Here is a 16,262-nt window from a genome sequence, read left to right on the forward strand (position 1 = left end):
CCGGCACATTGCCCTTGTTTGCTGGCAGAGTGACCTCAGGGCCGGGTTGCCTGCAAGAGGAGACCCGCTTAAAGGGTCTAAAAACCGGACGTGACCAAACAATGCGCAAATTGTTTCTTTCCCTGACAACTCTGGCCGTGTTCTGGGGCCAGGGCCTCTTGGCACAAACGCTCACCGTCGCCACGGTCGAGCGTCCGCCGTTTTCCTTTGCCGACAAGGGTGGCGAGGCCGGGTTCTCGATGGACCTGCTGGCGGCGCTGTCGGAAACACTGGGCTGGCAGTACAACATCGAGCGGATCGACAGATTCGCCGACATGCTCAATGCCGTCCAGACGGGTGAGGCCGATTTGGCCATTGCCAATATCTCGATCACGGCGGCGCGGGAAACGCGAATGGATTTCAGCCAGCCGATCTTTGAATCCGGCTTGCAGATTCTTGTGCCCGAAGAACAATCGGCTGTTCCGGCGCTGCTGCGCGCGTTGATGTCGCGCGATCTGTTTCTGGCCATCGGCATCGCCTTTGTCATCCTGCTGACCGGCGGCATGGTCATGTGGTATTTCGAACGCCGCGCCCAGCCCTATTTCGACCGGTCGCTGGACGAGGCCTGGTTTCCCTCGTTCTGGTGGGCGCTGAACCTGGTGGTCAATGGCGGCTTCGAGGAGCGCGTGCCGCGCACCGCCTTTGGGCGCATGTTCGGGGTTCTGCTGGTGGTGTCGTCGCTGTTCATCGTTTCGGTGTTCACCGCCCGCATCACGTCGGTGATGACGGTCGAGGCGATCAGCGGTTCGGTCAACTCGGTCAATGACCTCTACGGTCGCAGCGTGGGAACGGTCGAAGGCTCGACCGCTGCCGCCTTCCTGTCGCGCCGCGAGATCGACTTTGCCGCCTATGACGGGCTGGAAACGATGCTGACGGCCTTCGAAGACGGCAATGTCGATGCGCTGGTATTCGACGCGCCGATCCTGGCCTATTACGCCACCCATCGCGGCCGGGGCAAGGCCGCGACCACCGGGTCGGTATTCTTGCGGGAAAACTATGGCATCGCCTTCCCCACCGGCTCGGCCCGGGTGGAAGAGGTAAACCAGGCCCTGCTCGCCCTGCGCGAGGACGGCACCTATGACCAGATCTATCGCAAATGGTTCGGCGCGCGGAACTGAGCCCGCTCAGTCAGCCTCGTCGCCAAAGAACGGCGTCATCTGCGCCACGATCACCGCGTTCTCGTCCAGCGCCCGCTGCATCAGTTCGCGCTCTTCGGCGTCGATCTCGTGGCCCTGCGCCTCGCGCTCTTCCAGCGTGCCGTACCCGGTGACATCCAGCGGCGCGGTATCGGCCTGTTTCAGGATCGCCACCGTTTCGCGCACCGCCTCGGCCTCGTCCACGCCGCTGGCATAACACATCAGCGCGGCGCCGGTGGCGCCCTCAGGCAGACCATCGCCTGCCTTGCGTCCGATCTGGACGACAAGTGTGAACACCTGCTGGCGGGATTGTTTCTTGGGCTTTTCCATGGCGTCGCCTTAGCGCGCGCCCCGCAAGACGTCAACTTGATACAAACTGTCCGGAAATCGCACCCCGGATCCGCGTTGGCGCGGCCCGGGGTAAAGAGATTGGAAAGCTGGGCGGGCTATCCCGGGCAGGAACCAACTGACCGGATCCCCGCCCGATGCCCACTGCCAGCGAATTGCCCATCGACACCTCAGCCTCGGCCATGGACATGGCCAATGCCATGTTCGGCAACGGGATTCAGATCGTGTCAGCCGACTACACCGGCGCCGCCTCGGCCTCGGGCATCTATTCGGACGGCGATACCGTCGCACCCGACATCACGCCATCGGACACCGGCGTGATCCTCTCCACCGGCAACGCGACCGCGATCACCAACAGTTCCGGTGACGCCAATACCTCTGCCGGAACCAGCACAAATCATCAACTCGCGGGCGACTCGCAACTGACACAGATGGCCGGCGCGCAGACCTATGACGCGGCGGTTTTCGAGGCCAGTTTTGTCCCAGAAGGCTCCACACTGACCATGCAGGTGGTGTTTTCATCCGAGGAGTATCTCGAATATGTGGGTTCCGGCTTCAATGACGCGGTTGGCATATGGGTCAACGGTGTTCAGGCGGAACTGACCATCGGCGATGGCGATATCACCATCGACAATATCAACGATGAATCGAATTCGAACCTATATGTCGACAATCCGGCCAACGCCGAGATCGCCAATACCGAGATGGACGGGTTCACTGTCACGCTGACGCTCAAGGCGCCGGTCAATCCCGGCGAGATCAACACGATCAAGATCGCCATCGCCGATGCCGGGGACGGGGCATACGATTCCAACCTCCTGATCGCTGGCGACTCCATCCAGACCGCCCTGATCGCCGAAGATGACACGGTCGAGGTGACCGGCGGAAACGCGGAGACGGTCGATGTGCTGGCGAATGACAGTTCGGCGGCGGGCGGAACGCTCACCATCACCATGATCAATGGACAGCCGGTCTCGGCTGGGGATACCGTGACGCTGTCCACCGGCGAAACCATCACCCTGAACGCCGATGGAACCTTTACCATCGATTCCGACGGGTCCGAGGCAAGCTCGAACGCGTTTTCCTATCAGGTGACGGATGCGGCGGGAAACACCGACATTGCCTTTGTCACGATCAACACGACCCCGTGTTTCGTCGCGGGCACCCTGATCGACACGCCGCAAGGCAAGATCGCCGTCGAAACCCTCAGGCCCGGCGACAAGGTGTTCACCAAGGATCACGGCCCGCAGCCCGTGCGCTGGGTCGGACACACCCGGCGCATCGCCGAAGGGGCCGACGCCCCCATCCTGATCTCCCGGGGCGCACTGGGGCGGCATGGCGCCGTGGCGGTGTCCCCCAACCACCGGATATTGCTGGAACTGCCGCGATCCGAGCTGCTGTTCGGTGCGGCCGAGGTTCTGGTCAAGGCGAAGGACCTGGAAAACGGGCACACGATCCGCCGCTGCGCCGACGGTTTGCCGGTGGTTTACGTCCATATCCTGTTTGACCGGCATCAGGTGATTTGCGCAGACGGGCTGGAAAGCGAAAGCTATCACCCGGGCGACCTGTCGCTCAGCGCCTTCGATCGCGAAACCCGCGATGAGGTCCTGCGCCTGATGCCGGATCTCTCGGCGCCGGGCTATGGCTATGGCCCATCGGTGCGCCCGGCACTGCGCGGATACGAGGCGCGGGCCCTGTTGCGCGCCTGACAGACATGGAAAAGCCGCGGCAAACCCTGCCGCGGCCTGGTTCGGAATCCGTGCTGCCGGATCAGTCGCGCAGCAACTCGTTGATGCCGGTCTTGGACCGGGTCTTCTCGTCAACACGCTTGACGATCACCGCGCAATAGAGGCTGATGCCGCCGGTCGTCGGCATCGACCCCGAGACCACCACCGAATAGGGCGGCACTTCGCCATACATGACTTCGCCGGTCTCGCGATCGACGATCTTGGTCGACTTGCCTATATAGACGCCCATGCCCAGCACCGAACCCTCGCGGATGATGCAGCCCTCGACCACCTCGGAGCGGGCACCGATAAAGCAATTGTCCTCGATGATGGTGGGGCCGGCCTGCATCGGCTCCAGCACGCCGCCAATGCCGACGCCGCCCGACAGATGCACGTTCTTGCCGATCTGCGCGCAGGAACCCACCGTGGCCCAGGTATCGACCATGGTGCCGCTATCGACATAGGCGCCGAGGTTGACGAAGGACGGCATCAGAACCACGCCCGGCGCGATATAGGCCGATTTGCGCACCACGCAGTTGGGCACCGCGCGAAAGCCCGCGGCCTTCCACTGGTTCTCACCCCAGCCGGCGAACTTGCTGTCCACCTTGTCCCACCAGCCGCCACCCTGCGGGCCGCCCGACTGGATTTCCATATCCTTGATGCGGAAGCCCAGCAGCACCGCCTTCTTCGCCCACTGGTTCACGTGCCAGCTGCCATCGGCCTGTTTCTCGGCAACGCGAAGTGTGCCACCATCCAGCGCGTTCAGGGTTTCCTCGATAGCCTCGCGGGCCTCACCCGTGGTTGCGGGGGTGATTGTGTCGCGGGCCTCCCAGGCGGCCTCGATGGCGGCTTCCAGCTGTGCGTTGGACATGAGGTCTTGCTCCCTGATCAATGCGTGATGTTGGTGTCGCCTATACGCAAGCGCGGGCCTTGGCGCAATGCGACATGGCTTGAGCAGTTTGCGCCAAGCCTCCCAACAGACGCCCTCTTTCTAGCCTGCAAAGGGATCGGGCGCGATATTGCCGCCACAGACCAGCACCGCGACCCGTTCGCCCGGCTCCGGCCGATAGGCGCCACACATCAGCGCCGCCAGCGCCGTGGCGCCCGCTGGCTCCACCAGGATCCGCCGTTCCGACCAGAGCGCGCGCTGCGCCTGGGCGATGGCGGCATCGGGCACCAGAACCGAGGTCACCGACCCCTGCGAAAGCCCGAAACAGATCTCGCCGATCCGCCGCGCGCCCAGCGCATTTGCGGCAATACCCGACACATCGACATCGACCGGCCCATTCGCCGCCAGCGCAGCATGGAGCGCACAGGAGGTCTCCGGCTCCACCGCGACTACCTTGCGCGCCCCCTGCCACCAGGCCAGCGCGCCCGCGATCAGCCCGCCACCACCGACCGCGATCAGCACCGTATCGGCCGCCAGCCCCTGCGCGTCCCATTCGGCAAAACATGTCCCCTGCCCCGCCACCGTCAGCGGCGCGTCATAGGCATGGATCTGCATCGCGCCGGTATCAGCCTCGTGCTGACGCGCCAGCGTCAGCGCATTGGCATATTCACCCGGCACCACCGCCAGATCGGCACCAATGCCCCGGATCAACGCGATCTTGGAGGGACCCGCGATCTCGGGCACGAATATCTTGGCCGGATGGCCCAGCGCGCCCGCCGCATAGGCCGCCGCCGCCCCGTGATTTCCTCCCGAGGCGGCCACCACGCCAGCTGCGGGCACCTCGCTGGCCAGCAAGGTGTTGAAGGCCCCGCGTGCCTTGAAACTGCCGGTATGCTGCATGTGCTCCAGCTTCATCTCGACCGGATGGGACAGGCCGAAGCCCTGCGTCACCATCACCGGCGTCACCTGCACATGCCCCGCGATACGCTCCGCCGCCGCCGAAATCTCTGCCGTCCAGTCCATCTCTCGCCCTCTTTGCCGCTCTGCCTCTGGCACTTGCCCCGCGAACCCTATAGCTCAGAGAGAAAGACGCAAGCAGGGAAGCCCGCGCCATGAGAGACGACCGCCAAAGCCCGTTCCGCGACGCCCATACCGACCGCTCGACGGCACGCCACGTCCCGGACACGCCGCAGACCCGCTCGGCGGCCTACCGGCTCGCCTTTGCCGACGAAGATTTCCTGTGCCGCGACGAGCTGCGCCCGGTGCGGCTGCAACTGGAACTGCTCAAGCCGGAAATGATGATGGCCGAGCGCAACATCACCTCGACCGTGGTCCTGTTCGGCGGCGCCCGCATTCCTGCCCCCGCCGACAAGGACAAGGCCCGCACCCAGACGTTGGCGGAGCTATCGAAATATTATGACGAGGCGCGCGAATTCGCCCGCCTGATCACCGAGAAGTCGAAACTCAGCGGGTGCCAGGAAATGGTGATCTGCACCGGCGGCGGACCCGGCGTGATGGAGGCGGGCAACCGGGGCGCACAAGAGGCGGGCGGCTGTTCCATCGGGCTCAACATCGTGCTGCCGCACGAACAGGCACCGAACGCCTATGTGACGCCGGAACTGAGCTTCAACTTCCACTATTTCGCGATCCGCAAGATGCATTTTCTGATGCGCGCGCGGGCGATCACCATTTTTCCGGGCGGGTTCGGCACGCTGGACGAGCTGTTCGAATCCCTGACCCTGATCCAGACCGGCCGGATGGAGCGGGTGCCCTTCCTGCTGTTCGGACGTGACTTCTGGGAACGGGTGATCAACTGGGAGGCGCTGGCCGATGCCGGCACGATCTCGGCCGAGGATCTGGACCTGTTCCGCTTTGTCGAAACCGCTCAGGAGGCGGTGGATATCATCGAAAACTGGGAACCGGCGCCCCCACGCGACAGTATCCCCGGCCGCTGAGGCGATTCGTGCTAGACTGTCCTCGCTGAGCCAAGGCGGGAGGACGTGATGGCCTATGTGACCGTATCCAGCTGGACCTATGATGCGTCGTTGAACGAGACCGCGCTGATCGCCAGCGCGCGGGACAAACTGAATCAGATCAAGGCGATGGGCGCAGTGGGCGGCCATCTCGTACGGATAAGCCCGACCGAGGGGCTGATCGTGATGATCTATCCCGACGAAGGCACCTGGAATCGGGTTCGGGACACCGTCCTGCACATACGCAAGGATACCGACCCGGCCGAAGGCGGCACCATGACCCACGCCATGGGCGGACCTGCGTCGGTTTCGGTCTGACCGGGGAACAACCCGATCAGTTCATATGTGCGGGCAGAATGCCCAGTTCGATACCCTGCGGCAGCTTGGTCACCACCTGGGCGCCCTTGACGTCCTTGATGCCATAGCCGTAGCCCATCAACCGGAATTTCCATTCGCGCGCGCTCAGCGCCTTGGCGCGTTCGCGTTGCAGCAGGTCCAGAACGCCTGCTTCAATCATCGCGCCACCGATATCTGCCTGTGCCATTTCCTGTCCTCCATGGCGTTGTTGCCAATTTCGAAACTGACTGTTGATCGGGGCGGAAATTGAACGCGAATGAGGAAAAATGAGGGCGGGCAAAAAAGGGGGGCTCTGCCCCCGCCGCAGCAAAGCTGCGGCTCCCCCGGAGTATTTCAGACCAGAAAGAAGCGCAAACGCACGCGCCTCTTTCGGCCCTGCGGACAGGGTGCTAGACCTGCGTCGAAGATCATCGGAGACCGGGAATGGACGACACCGAACGCCAAGGCCCCGCCATGGGCGCCTTTTTGCATCTGCGCGGCAATGCCTTGTCCAAAGGCGATCCTGTGGCCCTGCCGCTGGTACAGTCCAGCATGTACCACCTGCCCGGCGAGCCTGAGACTTTCTCCAACTACGGCCGGGTGCACAACGCGACCTGGGTGGCGCTTGAACATGCGCTGGAGCATCTTGAAGCGGCGCCCTGCCGTATCTTTCCGTCCGGCATGGGGGCGATCTCGGCGGCGCTGTTTGCCACGCTGAAGGCGGGCCAGCGACTCTTGATCCCCGGCGACGGCTATTACGTGACGCGGCTGTTGTCCGACCGTTATCTGCGCCAGTTGGGGGTCGAGGTTGTCGAACGCCCAACCGCGGAATTCGCCGCCGGAGGGTTTGCCGGGTTTGACGTGGTGTTCCTGGAAACGCCGTCGAACCCTGGCCTGGACCTGATCGACCTGGCGGCCGTCGCGGGTGCGGTGCGCGCTGCGGGCGGGATCACGATCTGCGACAACACCACGATGACGCCGCTGGGACAGCGACCGCTCGACCTGGGCATCGACATGGTGGTCGCCTCGGACACCAAGGCGATGGGCGGCCATTCCGACCTGCTGATGGGCCATGTCGCCACCCGCAACAGTGATCTGTTGCAGGCGGTGGACGACTGGCGCCGCATTTCCGGCGCCATCCCCGGCCCGCACGAGGCCTGGCTCTTGCATCGCGGGCTGGAAACGCTGGAGGTGCGCTACGACCGGATGTGCGCCTCGGCCGAGGTTCTGGCCCCGCGCCTGGCACAACATCCCGTGGTCAGGGCGCTCCGGTATCCGGGCCTGCCGACGGACCCGGCGCATAATCTGGCACGCGGTCAGATGCGGCGGTTCGGTTTCCTGATGTCGCTGACGCTGGAAAATGCCGACAAGGCCGAGCGGTTCATCAACACATGCCCGCTGCTGCGACCGGCCACCTCGTTCGGCGGCGTCCACAGCTCGGCCGAGCGCCGCATCCGCTGGGGCGATGCGGTCGATCCCGGCTTTGTCCGCCTCTCGATCGGCTGCGAGCCGGTTGAAGAACTGTGGCAAGCGTTGAAAACGTCGCTCGACGGGGTGGTCTGAGCGCTATTTCGCCTTGTTTTCCCGCAGTTCCTTGAACACGTAGATCGGCAGCACGATCCCGGCGATCAGCGCCCCGATCCAGACCAAGAGCGTGGCGAGCAGCAGGTTCGTCGCGCCGCCGATCACCAGGCCGGATGTCAGCATCTCGGTCACGAGCAGGCCCACAAAGATGACGACCAGCGCCACCCCGCCCTGGAGCGCGGGCAGGTTCTTTTCGCTGAGCTTGTTGATCAGCGGCCCCGCCACCACCTGGATCAGCGAAAAGATTGCCACGACAAAGATGAACGACAGGGGCGCGATGGAAAACCCGTCGAGCAAGAGCGCGGCCAGCAAGAGACCGACGGCATTACCGGCCAGAACGGCCGCAATTGACAGCATGGTGCGATACACGTCCGATACTCCTCGTTAATCTTTACCGGATGTTATACGCCCGAGGCGAAAAAACCAGAAAAACCGCCACTTGGATCGCTGCGCCAAGACGCCTCTTTGCGGCATGCCTTGCCTCGTGATCTAATCCCCGGTGCGGGAAACGCGCCAGACACGGATGACGAGCCAGACATGAGCACCGACCCCTATGCGGCCCTTGGACTGTCCAGGAATGCGTCGCAGGATGAAATCAAGAAAGCGTATCGCAAGATCGCCAAGGAGTGTCACCCGGACCTGAAACCGGGGGATGCCACAGCCGAGGCGCGGTTCAAGGCGGCCGCCGCGGCCTATGATCTCCTGAAAGATCCTGAAACCCGCGCCCGGTTCGACCGGGGCGAGATCGACGCCTCGGGCCAGGAGAAACCGCAGCAACAGTATTACCGCAGCCATTCCGAAGCCGCCGGTAACCCCTATCGCCGCGCCCAGGCACAGGGCGAGTACGAGGACATGTCCGACATCTTTGCCGAGTTCATGCGCAGGCAGGGCGGTGCGGGACGCACTCACGAGTATCGCGCGCCGGGGCAGGATCGCCGCTATGCGATGCAGATCTCGTTTCTGGACGCGGTGTTTGGCGCGACCAAACCGATCACTTTGCCGGGTGGCGACCGGCTCGAGGTCAGCATCCCGGTCGGGGTCGCCGACGGCCAGACGATCCGGCTGCGCGGCAAGGGGGATCCGGGCTTTGGCGGCGGGCCTGCGGGCGATGCGCTGGTCACGATCTCGGTGGCGCCGCACCCCGTATTCCGACGCGATGGCGACGATATTCAACTGACCCTGCCGATCACACTGGACGAGGCGGTGCTGGGCGGCAAGGTGGCGACGCCGACCATAGACGGGCCGGTCGCCGTGACCATCCCGCCCGGCACCAGCAGCGGCAAGACACTGCGGCTCAAGGGCAAGGGCGTGCGCCAGCGTGGCGGCACCGGGCGGGGCGACCAACTGGTCGAGATCACCATCATCATGCCCGACCGCGTCGACGACAGGTTGCGCGATTTCATGGAGAACTGGCGCAAATCCCATTCGTACAATCCAAGAAAGGGGATGCCGACATGACCCCGTTCTTCAGCGAAAGCGAAGTCATCGCCCGTGTGTCACGCCTGACCGAGGGGCGCCTGGTCGAATACTGCGCCGCCCATATCGTGATCCCGGCCCAGACCGAGACCGGCCCGATGTATCAGGAGATCGACATTGCGCGGCTGGAACTGGCTTGTGACCTGCACGACCAGTACGAGGCCGAGCCCGAGGCCATCGGTCTGATGATCTCGCTCATCGACCAGCTACACGGAGTGCGCGCCGAGATGCGCGGCCTGATACAGGCGCTCGACGCGCAACCCGAAGAGGTCCGGCGCGACATAGCCGACCGGCTCATCAGCCATCGGTTCGGCGACTGAGCGTCAGTCGCCCAGACCGGCCTCGGCCTCGATCTGCTTTCTGGATTTGCGCGCCCGTTCGGTGGCCGATTTCAACTGCCCGCAGGCGGCCATGATATCGTCGCCCCGCGTCTTGCGGATCGGCGCGGCATAGCCCGCCTGATAGATGATGTTGGCGAATGCGCGAATGCGGTTGTTCGACGACCGTTTGTAGGGCGCGCCGGGCCATTCGTTGAACGGAATCAGGTTGATCTTGGCCGGGATCTTGTGGCGCTTGATATGGTCCAGCAGGCGATGGGCATCCGCGTCGCTGTCGTTCACCCCGTCGAGCATCACGTATTCGAACGTGATCCGCTCGGAATTCGACGCATTGGGATAGGCCGCCAGCGCCGTCAGCAGTTCTTCGATGTTCCAGCGCTTGTTGATCGGCACCAGTACGTCGCGCACCTCGTCCGTGGTGGCATGGAACGAGATCGCCAGAAGGCAGCCAATCTCTTCCGCCGTCCGCGCGATCTCGGGCACAACGCCGCTGGTCGACAGGGTGATGCGCCGACGTGACAGCTGGATGCCTTCGGGGTCCATGGCGATCTTCATCGCGTCGCGCACGTTCTCGAAGTTATAGAGCGGCTCGCCCATGCCCATCAGCACGATGTTGCTGAGCAGGCGGGTTTCATCCTTGGGCGCGCCGGGAACGGGCCATTCGCCCAGATCGTCGCGCGCCATCATGATCTGGCCCACGATCTCGGCGGCGGTCAGATTGCGCACCAGCTTCTGGGTACCGGTATGGCAGAACGAACAGGTCAGCGTGCAGCCCACCTGCGACGAGATACACAGCGTGCCGCGATCCTCTTCAGGGATATAGACCACCTCCACCTCGTGCCCGCCCGCGATGCGGACCAGATACTTTCGGGTGCCGTCCTCGGACACTTGCCGGGTCACGACTTCGGGGATTTCGATGGTGAAATGCTCGGCAAGCTGCGCGCGGTACGCCTTGGCCAGGTTGGTCATCGCATCGAAGTCGCGCACGCCCCATTGATAGATCCATTGCCAGATCTGGCCCACCCGCATCTTGGCCTGTTTCTCGGGCGTGCCATGTTCGATCAGCACCTCACGCATCCGGTCGCGGGTCAGCCCGATAAGGTTGATCTTTCCCTCGGGCAGCTTGCGGGGAAGGGTCAGGACATCCTGGGTGATTGGAGCTTTGACGGACATGGACAGACTCGGGTCTCGGGCGTGAATGTGCCTCTATATAGGAAACCCGGCGAAGATCAAAAGATTTCGCCTTGGCGCCGGGCAGGTCGCTCAGCGAGACAATAGCCGCCCGGCATGTTCCGCGATCAGCGCGATGCCTCGTTCGATGCGATCCACCGGGATCGACGAAAACCCCAGCCGAAAGAACGGGCACGGCCCATCCAGACGGTCAAAGAACGGCGCGCCGGGCTCGATCAGCACCCCGTCCTGCAAGAGACTGTTCGCCAGTTCAGTTGAATCGAGCCCATCCGGCCCCTTGACCCAAAGGCTGGATCCGCCAAATCGCGCCGCGCCCGCGATCTCGAAATCATGCGACTCCAACGCGGCCTGCATCGCTTTGCGGCGGCGCGCGAACTGTTGGCGCATATCGCGGATCTGCATGTCGAAATGGCCCTGCGCCATGAAGTAGGCCGCTGTCCGCTGCTGGTGCCCGGCCGGATGGCGCAGCATCAGCGACCGCAACTCGCGCGCCTCGGCGATCACGCTGCGCGGACCGACTAGATACCCCAGCCTGAGGCCGGGAAACAGCGATTTCGAGAAACTGCCGACATACAGCACCCGGCCCGTCCGGTCGAAGGCCTTCAGCGCCGGGCTCGGCGGTTCAAGATAGCTCATCTCGAACTCGTAATCATCCTCCACCACGATGAAATCATGGGTTTCGGCATAGGCCAGCAATTGCAGCCGCCGCGCCTTGGGCATGGTGATACTGGTGGGCGCGTGGTGGCTGGGGGTGACAAAGACCGCGTCCGTGCCGGCCGGAATCCGGGTGGGCGGCAACCCGTGCTCGTCGATGTCGATCGTCTCCACCTCGGCCCCGTGCCACCGCAGGGCAGCCACGGTATCGGGGTAACCGGGGTTCTCGCACACCGCCCTCAGCCCCCGGCGCGCCAGCAGCGCGATGATCAACCAAAGGGCGTTCTGCGCGCCCACGGTCACCAGGATCTGGTCCGGGTCGGCCGCGATGCCGCGCCGGGGCAGGGTCCGCGCCCGGATATAGTTGACCAGCAACGGATCATCCGCCGTGACCATATCCCCCGCCATCGCATCGAAATCGCGGGTGCCCAGCGCTTGCCGCGCACAGTTGCGCCACGCGGTATGGTTGAACAGGGTCGTGTCCATCTGCCCGTAGACAAAGGAAAACGGCAGGCTGCGCCAGTCCACCGGTTTCAGCACCCGCCGCCGGGTCGCCAGCGTGTCGGACAGGAAACGATCCCAGCGCCCCGAGGAACCATCGGACCAGTCCGGGTCGCTGACAGCGATCCGATGCGCCGCGCCCGATTCGGCAACGCGGTACCCGGCGCGGTTGAGCGATTCGACATATCCCTGCGCGACCAGTTCCTGATAGGCCAGCGTCACCGTCATTCTTGCAATCCCAAGATGAGACGCCAGCTGGCGCGAAGACGGCAGAGCAGTCCCCGGCGGCGCCTGCTGGGACAGGATCGCCGCAATCACCGTTTCCCGGATCTGCCCCTGCAAGGGGCGCTCCGACTGTTTGTCGAGAAAGAATATGTCCGGGGGGATCCTCATTTTGATCATATGCATAATTTTGACTTCTTACTGGTCTAAGTCAAATGCAAATCTGGCCCTATCGAGTCTCCGAGCCCACCGATACCTAGCGCCATCCCAGCCGCAGTCGGGAGGAACATGGCAGCGGCGGGCCATTCGCGTAACGCGCGAACGTCAACCTGGAGGATTTCATGACATTCCTATCCCACTTCAAACCCGCAGCCGCCGTTGCCATCGCCGCCCTGATGATCGGCGCCGGTGCCGCTGACGCGAAGAACTTCAAGATCGCCGTCGGCGACAGCGCAGGCAGCGCCCAGGAAGCCACCGGCAAGGCCTTTGTCACCGCGCTCGAAGAGAAGTCCGGCGGCAAGCACACCGCGACGCTCTTCCTCAACGGCCAGCTCGGTTCCGAGGAAGTCACCGTCAACGATGCCGCGATGGGCACGCTCGACATGTCGCTTCTGGCGATCAACAACATCACGCCCTATTCGCCCACCGTTGGCGTGTTCTCGCTTCCTTACGTCATCCTCAGCCTTGAAGATGCCGAAAAGCTGACCCAGGGCCCGATCGGCGAAGAGCTGACCCAGAACACCATCAACGACGCCGGTGTCCGCATCATCGCCTGGACCTATACCGGCTTCCGCGTGCTGACCAACTCCAAGAAGCCGGTGAAATCGGTGGCCGATCTTCAGGGGCTCGTCGTGCGTGTCCCCAAGAACGAGATCATGATCGACACCTACAAGGCCTGGGGCATCAACCCGACGCCGATGGCCTGGTCCGAAACCTTCACCGCGCTGCAACAGCAGGTCGTCGACGGGCAGGACAACCCGTACCTGACCGTGAACGCGATGAAGTTCTACGAAGTCCAGAAATACATCACCAACATCCGCTACATCTTCTCGATCGAGCCGCTGATCATTTCCGAAAGCCTGTTCCAGAGCCTGTCGGCTGACGAGCAGCAGATGATCCTCGACGCAGGTCAGGCGGCAACCCAGGCCAGCGCCCAGTTCCTGCGCGACTCCGAGGCCGCGATCAAGCAGGACCTGCTCGCCAAGGGCATGGAGATTTCCGATCCGGAAAACGGCGAGGAAGAGTTCATCAAGCTGGCGACCGAAGCCGTCTGGCCCAAGTTCTACGACTCGATCGGCGGTGTAGAGAAGCTCAACGCCGTTCTGGAAACGCTCGGCCGCGCGCCGGTTCAGCAGTGACGCTTTGAACGAAAGGCGCGCGCCAACCCGGCGCGCGCCACCTCAGGGAGGAGGGCGCAATGAGCAAGTTCTGGTCCATCGTCAACAATATCGAAAGCTACATCTGCCGGATACTTCTGGTGCTGTTCGTGGGGCTTCTGTTCACACAGATCCTGTCGCGGCAGTTCTTCAACTACTCGTTCTCATGGATCGAGGAACTGTCGGTCTACATGTTCGTCTGGTTTGTTTTCTTCGGCGCCAGCTATGCCGCAAAGATGAGCGCCCATAACCGCGTCACCTTTCAGTTCAAGCTCTTCCCGGCCTCGTGGGCGAAGTATTTCGAAGGCTTCGCCGATCTCTTCTGGCTCTTCTTCAACGTCTATTTCGTCTACCTGACGATCGACTTCATCTTCTTCAAGATGAATAAATTCCAGTCTTCCCAGACACTTGGAATCCATCTGAGCTGGGTCTACATCGCCCTGCCCATCGCCTTCACGCTGATGACGATCCGCATCCTCCAGGTGAACTGGCGCCGCCTCGTCAAGGGCGAAGAGATCGCCGATCCCGACAAGATCGACCTCGACGACCTGAAATCCCAACAGCAATCCGACGCAAAGTAAGGAGCATTCGCCATGGAAAACGAAATCGTCACCATCCTGTTCGGCTCGTTCCTTCTGCTGCTCCTGATCGGCGCGCCGATCACCGTGGCCCTGGGTGTCGCGTCGCTGATCTCCTTCCTCTATCTCGATGAAAACCCGATCAAGTTCGTGCAGATCGCCTTTACTTCGGTGGGCTCCTTCCCGCTGATGGCGCTGCCCGCATTTATCCTGGCCGGCGCCCTGATGGAGGCCGCAGGCATCTCCAAGCGGCTGATCAACATCGCCGAGAGCCTCGCCGGTCCCTTCACCGGCGGCATGGGCGCCGCCACGGTGGTGGGCTGCCTGTTCTTCGGCGCGATCTCGGGCTCTGGTCCGGCCACCACGGCAGCCGTCGGCATGCTGATGATCCCGGCAATGATCCAGCGCGGCTACGAGCGCGGCTATGCCTCGGCGGTCACCGCCTCGGCCGGGGGTCTTGGCATCGTCATTCCGCCCTCGATCCCGCTGGTCATCTTCGGCATCTCGGCGCTGGGCATGGTGCCCCCGCCCGAAGCGGTCGAGAAATTCGGCACCTTCCAGTCGGTCTCGATCCCGGTCCTGTTCATCGCGGGCTTCGTCCCTGCCTTTGTCATCGCCGGCAGCCTCCTGATCATGAACTATATCCTGAGCCGCAAACACGGCTACACCGGCATGACCGAGGGCTGGTCGGCCCGCAACATCCTGTGCGAACTGTACCGGGGTTTCTGGTCGCTGATGGCACCGGTCGTGATCCTCGGCGGCATCTATACCGGCTGGTTCACGCCCACCGAGGCCGCCATCGTCGCGATCTTCTACACCCTCTTTGTCGGTGTGTTCATCTACCGCGAACTAACCTTTGCTTCGATCAACCGCTCGCTCGAAACCACGACCTGGCTCACCGGTCGCGTGCTGCTGATCCTGTTCACCGCCACCGTTTTTGGCAGGCTTCTGGTTGAAAACCAGATCCCCGCGATCATCGCCAACGGCATGCTGTCGCTGACCGACAACCTCTATATCATCTGGACGCTGATCATCTTCTTCCTGCTCTTCGTCGGCATGTTCATGGAAACGCTGGCGGCGATCCTGATCCTGGCGCCGGTGATGCTGCCGGTGGCCTATTCCATGGGGATCGACCCGGTCCATTTCGGGGTGGTGATGATCTGTACGCTGGGCATCGGGTTCCAGACCCCGCCACTGGGTGAGAACCTGTTCATCGCATCGGGCATCTCGAACATCTCGATCGAGACGATCTCGCTGCGCGCGCTGCCTTTCGCCGCGATCAACACGATTGCGATCTTCATCATCGCCCTCTTCCCGCAGCTCTCGCTCTGGCTGCCGCGCGTGATGGGCTACTGACGCTCTTTCGACAGGAAAACACCGATGAAACCCACGATCACCAATATCCTCTTTGCCACCGACCTGTCGCAGAACTCCACCTATGCGCTGCGCCATGCCGCCAGCCTGGCCGAGGTCACGGGCGCACAGATCCACGTCCTGCATGTCAACGAACCTCTGTCCGAAGACGCGCGCGTGACGCTTGAAATGTTCATCCTCAACAGCGAGACCCGCGAAAAGGCGGCCCAGCGCCGCCACGAAATGGTCAAGCAGATACTGGCGGAGCGTCAGCAGCGCTTCTGGGAAGCGCTGGATGCCGAAGGCACCCATATCCGCGACCAGGTGACCTCGATCGAGGTGATCGATGGCCACCCGGCCGACGCGATCCTGCGCCGCGCCAGGCAGCTCGGCTGCGACCTGATCGTGCTGGGCGCGCATGACCACGGGTTCACCCACACCTTCCTCGGCACCGTCGCCACCCGCGTCCTGCGCCGCGCCGATATCCCGACGCTGGTCGTTCCCTATCGGGAAGACAGCCAGCAGATCCAGAAATAACACT

18 protein-coding genes are annotated in these 16,262 nt (G+C 63.2%); 11 read left to right on the plus strand and 7 right to left on the minus strand.

Annotated elements, in window-relative coordinates:
- The first annotated feature begins 101 nt into the window (after positions 1 to 101).
- Positions 102 to 1,157, plus strand: a complete 1,056-nt coding sequence (locus OE747_RS03205; RefSeq protein ID WP_263827161.1) for a transporter substrate-binding domain-containing protein — start codon at positions 102 to 104, stop codon at positions 1,155 to 1,157.
- Positions 1,158 to 1,163: 6 nt separating this feature from the next.
- Here OE747_RS03205 and OE747_RS03210 read toward each other — a convergent pair whose 3' ends face one another.
- Positions 1,164 to 1,505 (minus strand): hypothetical protein, encoded by a 342-nt coding sequence (locus OE747_RS03210; RefSeq protein WP_263827162.1) that lies wholly within the window; start codon positions 1,503 to 1,505, stop codon positions 1,164 to 1,166.
- Between the two features lie 155 nt (positions 1,506 to 1,660).
- Here OE747_RS03210 and OE747_RS03215 point away from each other — a divergent pair, with 155 nt between their 5' ends.
- Positions 1,661 to 3,232: a choice-of-anchor L domain-containing protein gene (locus tag OE747_RS03215; RefSeq protein WP_263827163.1), complete on the plus strand. Its 1,572-nt coding sequence runs from the start codon at positions 1,661 to 1,663 to the stop codon at positions 3,230 to 3,232.
- Between the two features lie 61 nt (positions 3,233 to 3,293).
- On the opposite strand, the gene dapD is transcribed toward OE747_RS03215, so the two are convergent.
- Together dapD and OE747_RS03225 are read right to left on the minus strand one after the other, a co-directional pair.
- Complete coding sequence (dapD, locus tag OE747_RS03220) at positions 3,294 to 4,121, minus strand: 2,3,4,5-tetrahydropyridine-2,6-dicarboxylate N-succinyltransferase (protein WP_263827164.1); 828 nt, start codon at positions 4,119 to 4,121, stop codon at positions 3,294 to 3,296.
- A gap of 120 nt (positions 4,122 to 4,241) precedes the next feature.
- The gene (locus OE747_RS03225) at positions 4,242 to 5,162 is read right to left on the minus strand and encodes a threonine/serine dehydratase (protein WP_263827165.1); all 921 of its coding nucleotides are present in this window, start codon (positions 5,160 to 5,162) and stop codon (positions 4,242 to 4,244) included.
- A gap of 89 nt (positions 5,163 to 5,251) precedes the next feature.
- Here OE747_RS03225 and OE747_RS03230 point away from each other — a divergent pair, with 89 nt between their 5' ends.
- Together OE747_RS03230 and OE747_RS03235 are read left to right on the plus strand one after the other, a co-directional pair.
- Positions 5,252 to 6,094, plus strand: a complete 843-nt coding sequence (locus OE747_RS03230; RefSeq protein ID WP_263827166.1) for an LOG family protein — start codon at positions 5,252 to 5,254, stop codon at positions 6,092 to 6,094.
- Between the two features lie 48 nt (positions 6,095 to 6,142).
- Positions 6,143 to 6,430 carry a hypothetical protein gene (locus OE747_RS03235; protein WP_263827167.1) on the plus strand — a complete coding sequence of 96 codons (288 nt, stop codon included), beginning with the start codon at positions 6,143 to 6,145 and terminating at the stop codon, positions 6,428 to 6,430.
- A 16-nt stretch (positions 6,431 to 6,446) separates the two neighbouring features.
- On the opposite strand, the gene OE747_RS03240 is transcribed toward OE747_RS03235, so the two are convergent.
- Entirely contained in the window at positions 6,447 to 6,656 is a 210-nt protein-coding gene (locus tag OE747_RS03240; protein ID WP_263827168.1) for a hypothetical protein, read from the minus strand.
- A 236-nt stretch (positions 6,657 to 6,892) separates the two neighbouring features.
- On the opposite strand from OE747_RS03240, the gene OE747_RS03245 reads away from it, so the two are divergent.
- The gene (locus OE747_RS03245; RefSeq protein ID WP_263827169.1) at positions 6,893 to 8,011 is read left to right on the plus strand and encodes a cystathionine gamma-lyase; all 1,119 of its coding nucleotides are present in this window, start codon (positions 6,893 to 6,895) and stop codon (positions 8,009 to 8,011) included.
- A gap of 3 nt (positions 8,012 to 8,014) precedes the next feature.
- Here the strand turns inward: OE747_RS03245 and OE747_RS03250 are convergent, their stop codons facing one another.
- Positions 8,015 to 8,401: a hypothetical protein gene (locus OE747_RS03250; RefSeq protein WP_263827170.1), complete on the minus strand. Its 387-nt coding sequence runs from the start codon at positions 8,399 to 8,401 to the stop codon at positions 8,015 to 8,017.
- A gap of 168 nt (positions 8,402 to 8,569) precedes the next feature.
- Here OE747_RS03250 and OE747_RS03255 point away from each other — a divergent pair, with 168 nt between their 5' ends.
- Both OE747_RS03255 and OE747_RS03260 read left to right on the plus strand, forming a co-directional pair.
- Entirely contained in the window at positions 8,570 to 9,490 is a 921-nt protein-coding gene (locus tag OE747_RS03255) for a DnaJ C-terminal domain-containing protein (RefSeq protein ID WP_263827171.1), read from the plus strand.
- Entirely contained in the window at positions 9,487 to 9,828 is a 342-nt protein-coding gene (locus OE747_RS03260; protein ID WP_263827172.1) for a hypothetical protein, read from the plus strand. Before OE747_RS03255 ends, OE747_RS03260 begins: the two co-directional genes overlap by 4 nt.
- A gap of 3 nt (positions 9,829 to 9,831) precedes the next feature.
- On the opposite strand, the gene rlmN is transcribed toward OE747_RS03260, so the two are convergent.
- Positions 9,832 to 11,019: a 23S rRNA (adenine(2503)-C(2))-methyltransferase RlmN gene (rlmN, locus tag OE747_RS03265; protein WP_263827173.1), complete on the minus strand. Its 1,188-nt coding sequence runs from the start codon at positions 11,017 to 11,019 to the stop codon at positions 9,832 to 9,834.
- Between the two features lie 90 nt (positions 11,020 to 11,109).
- Positions 11,110 to 12,585: a MocR-like pyridoxine biosynthesis transcription factor PdxR gene (gene pdxR / locus OE747_RS03270; protein ID WP_318527291.1), complete on the minus strand. Its 1,476-nt coding sequence runs from the start codon at positions 12,583 to 12,585 to the stop codon at positions 11,110 to 11,112.
- A gap of 170 nt (positions 12,586 to 12,755) precedes the next feature.
- On the opposite strand from pdxR, the gene OE747_RS03275 reads away from it, so the two are divergent.
- Genes OE747_RS03275 through OE747_RS03290 form a run of 4 tightly spaced genes read left to right on the plus strand, consistent with a single transcriptional unit; the run spans position 12,756 to position 16,258 of the window.
- Positions 12,756 to 13,772, plus strand: coding sequence for a TRAP transporter substrate-binding protein (locus OE747_RS03275; RefSeq protein WP_263827175.1), 1,017 nt, complete (start codon positions 12,756 to 12,758; stop codon positions 13,770 to 13,772).
- Between the two features lie 59 nt (positions 13,773 to 13,831).
- On the plus strand, positions 13,832 to 14,371 hold the full coding sequence (locus OE747_RS03280) for a TRAP transporter small permease (RefSeq protein WP_263827176.1): 540 nt from the start codon (positions 13,832 to 13,834) through the stop codon (positions 14,369 to 14,371).
- Between the two features lie 12 nt (positions 14,372 to 14,383).
- Positions 14,384 to 15,724, plus strand: coding sequence for a TRAP transporter large permease (locus OE747_RS03285; RefSeq protein ID WP_263827177.1), 1,341 nt, complete (start codon positions 14,384 to 14,386; stop codon positions 15,722 to 15,724).
- A 24-nt stretch (positions 15,725 to 15,748) separates the two neighbouring features.
- Complete coding sequence (locus tag OE747_RS03290) at positions 15,749 to 16,258, plus strand: universal stress protein (RefSeq protein WP_263827178.1); 510 nt, start codon at positions 15,749 to 15,751, stop codon at positions 16,256 to 16,258.
- Positions 16,259 to 16,262 lie beyond the last annotated feature (4 nt).

It is taken from the genome of Ruegeria aquimaris (assembly GCF_025751555.1).
Classification (GTDB): Bacteria; Pseudomonadota; Alphaproteobacteria; order Rhodobacterales; family Rhodobacteraceae; genus Ruegeria_B; species Ruegeria_B aquimaris.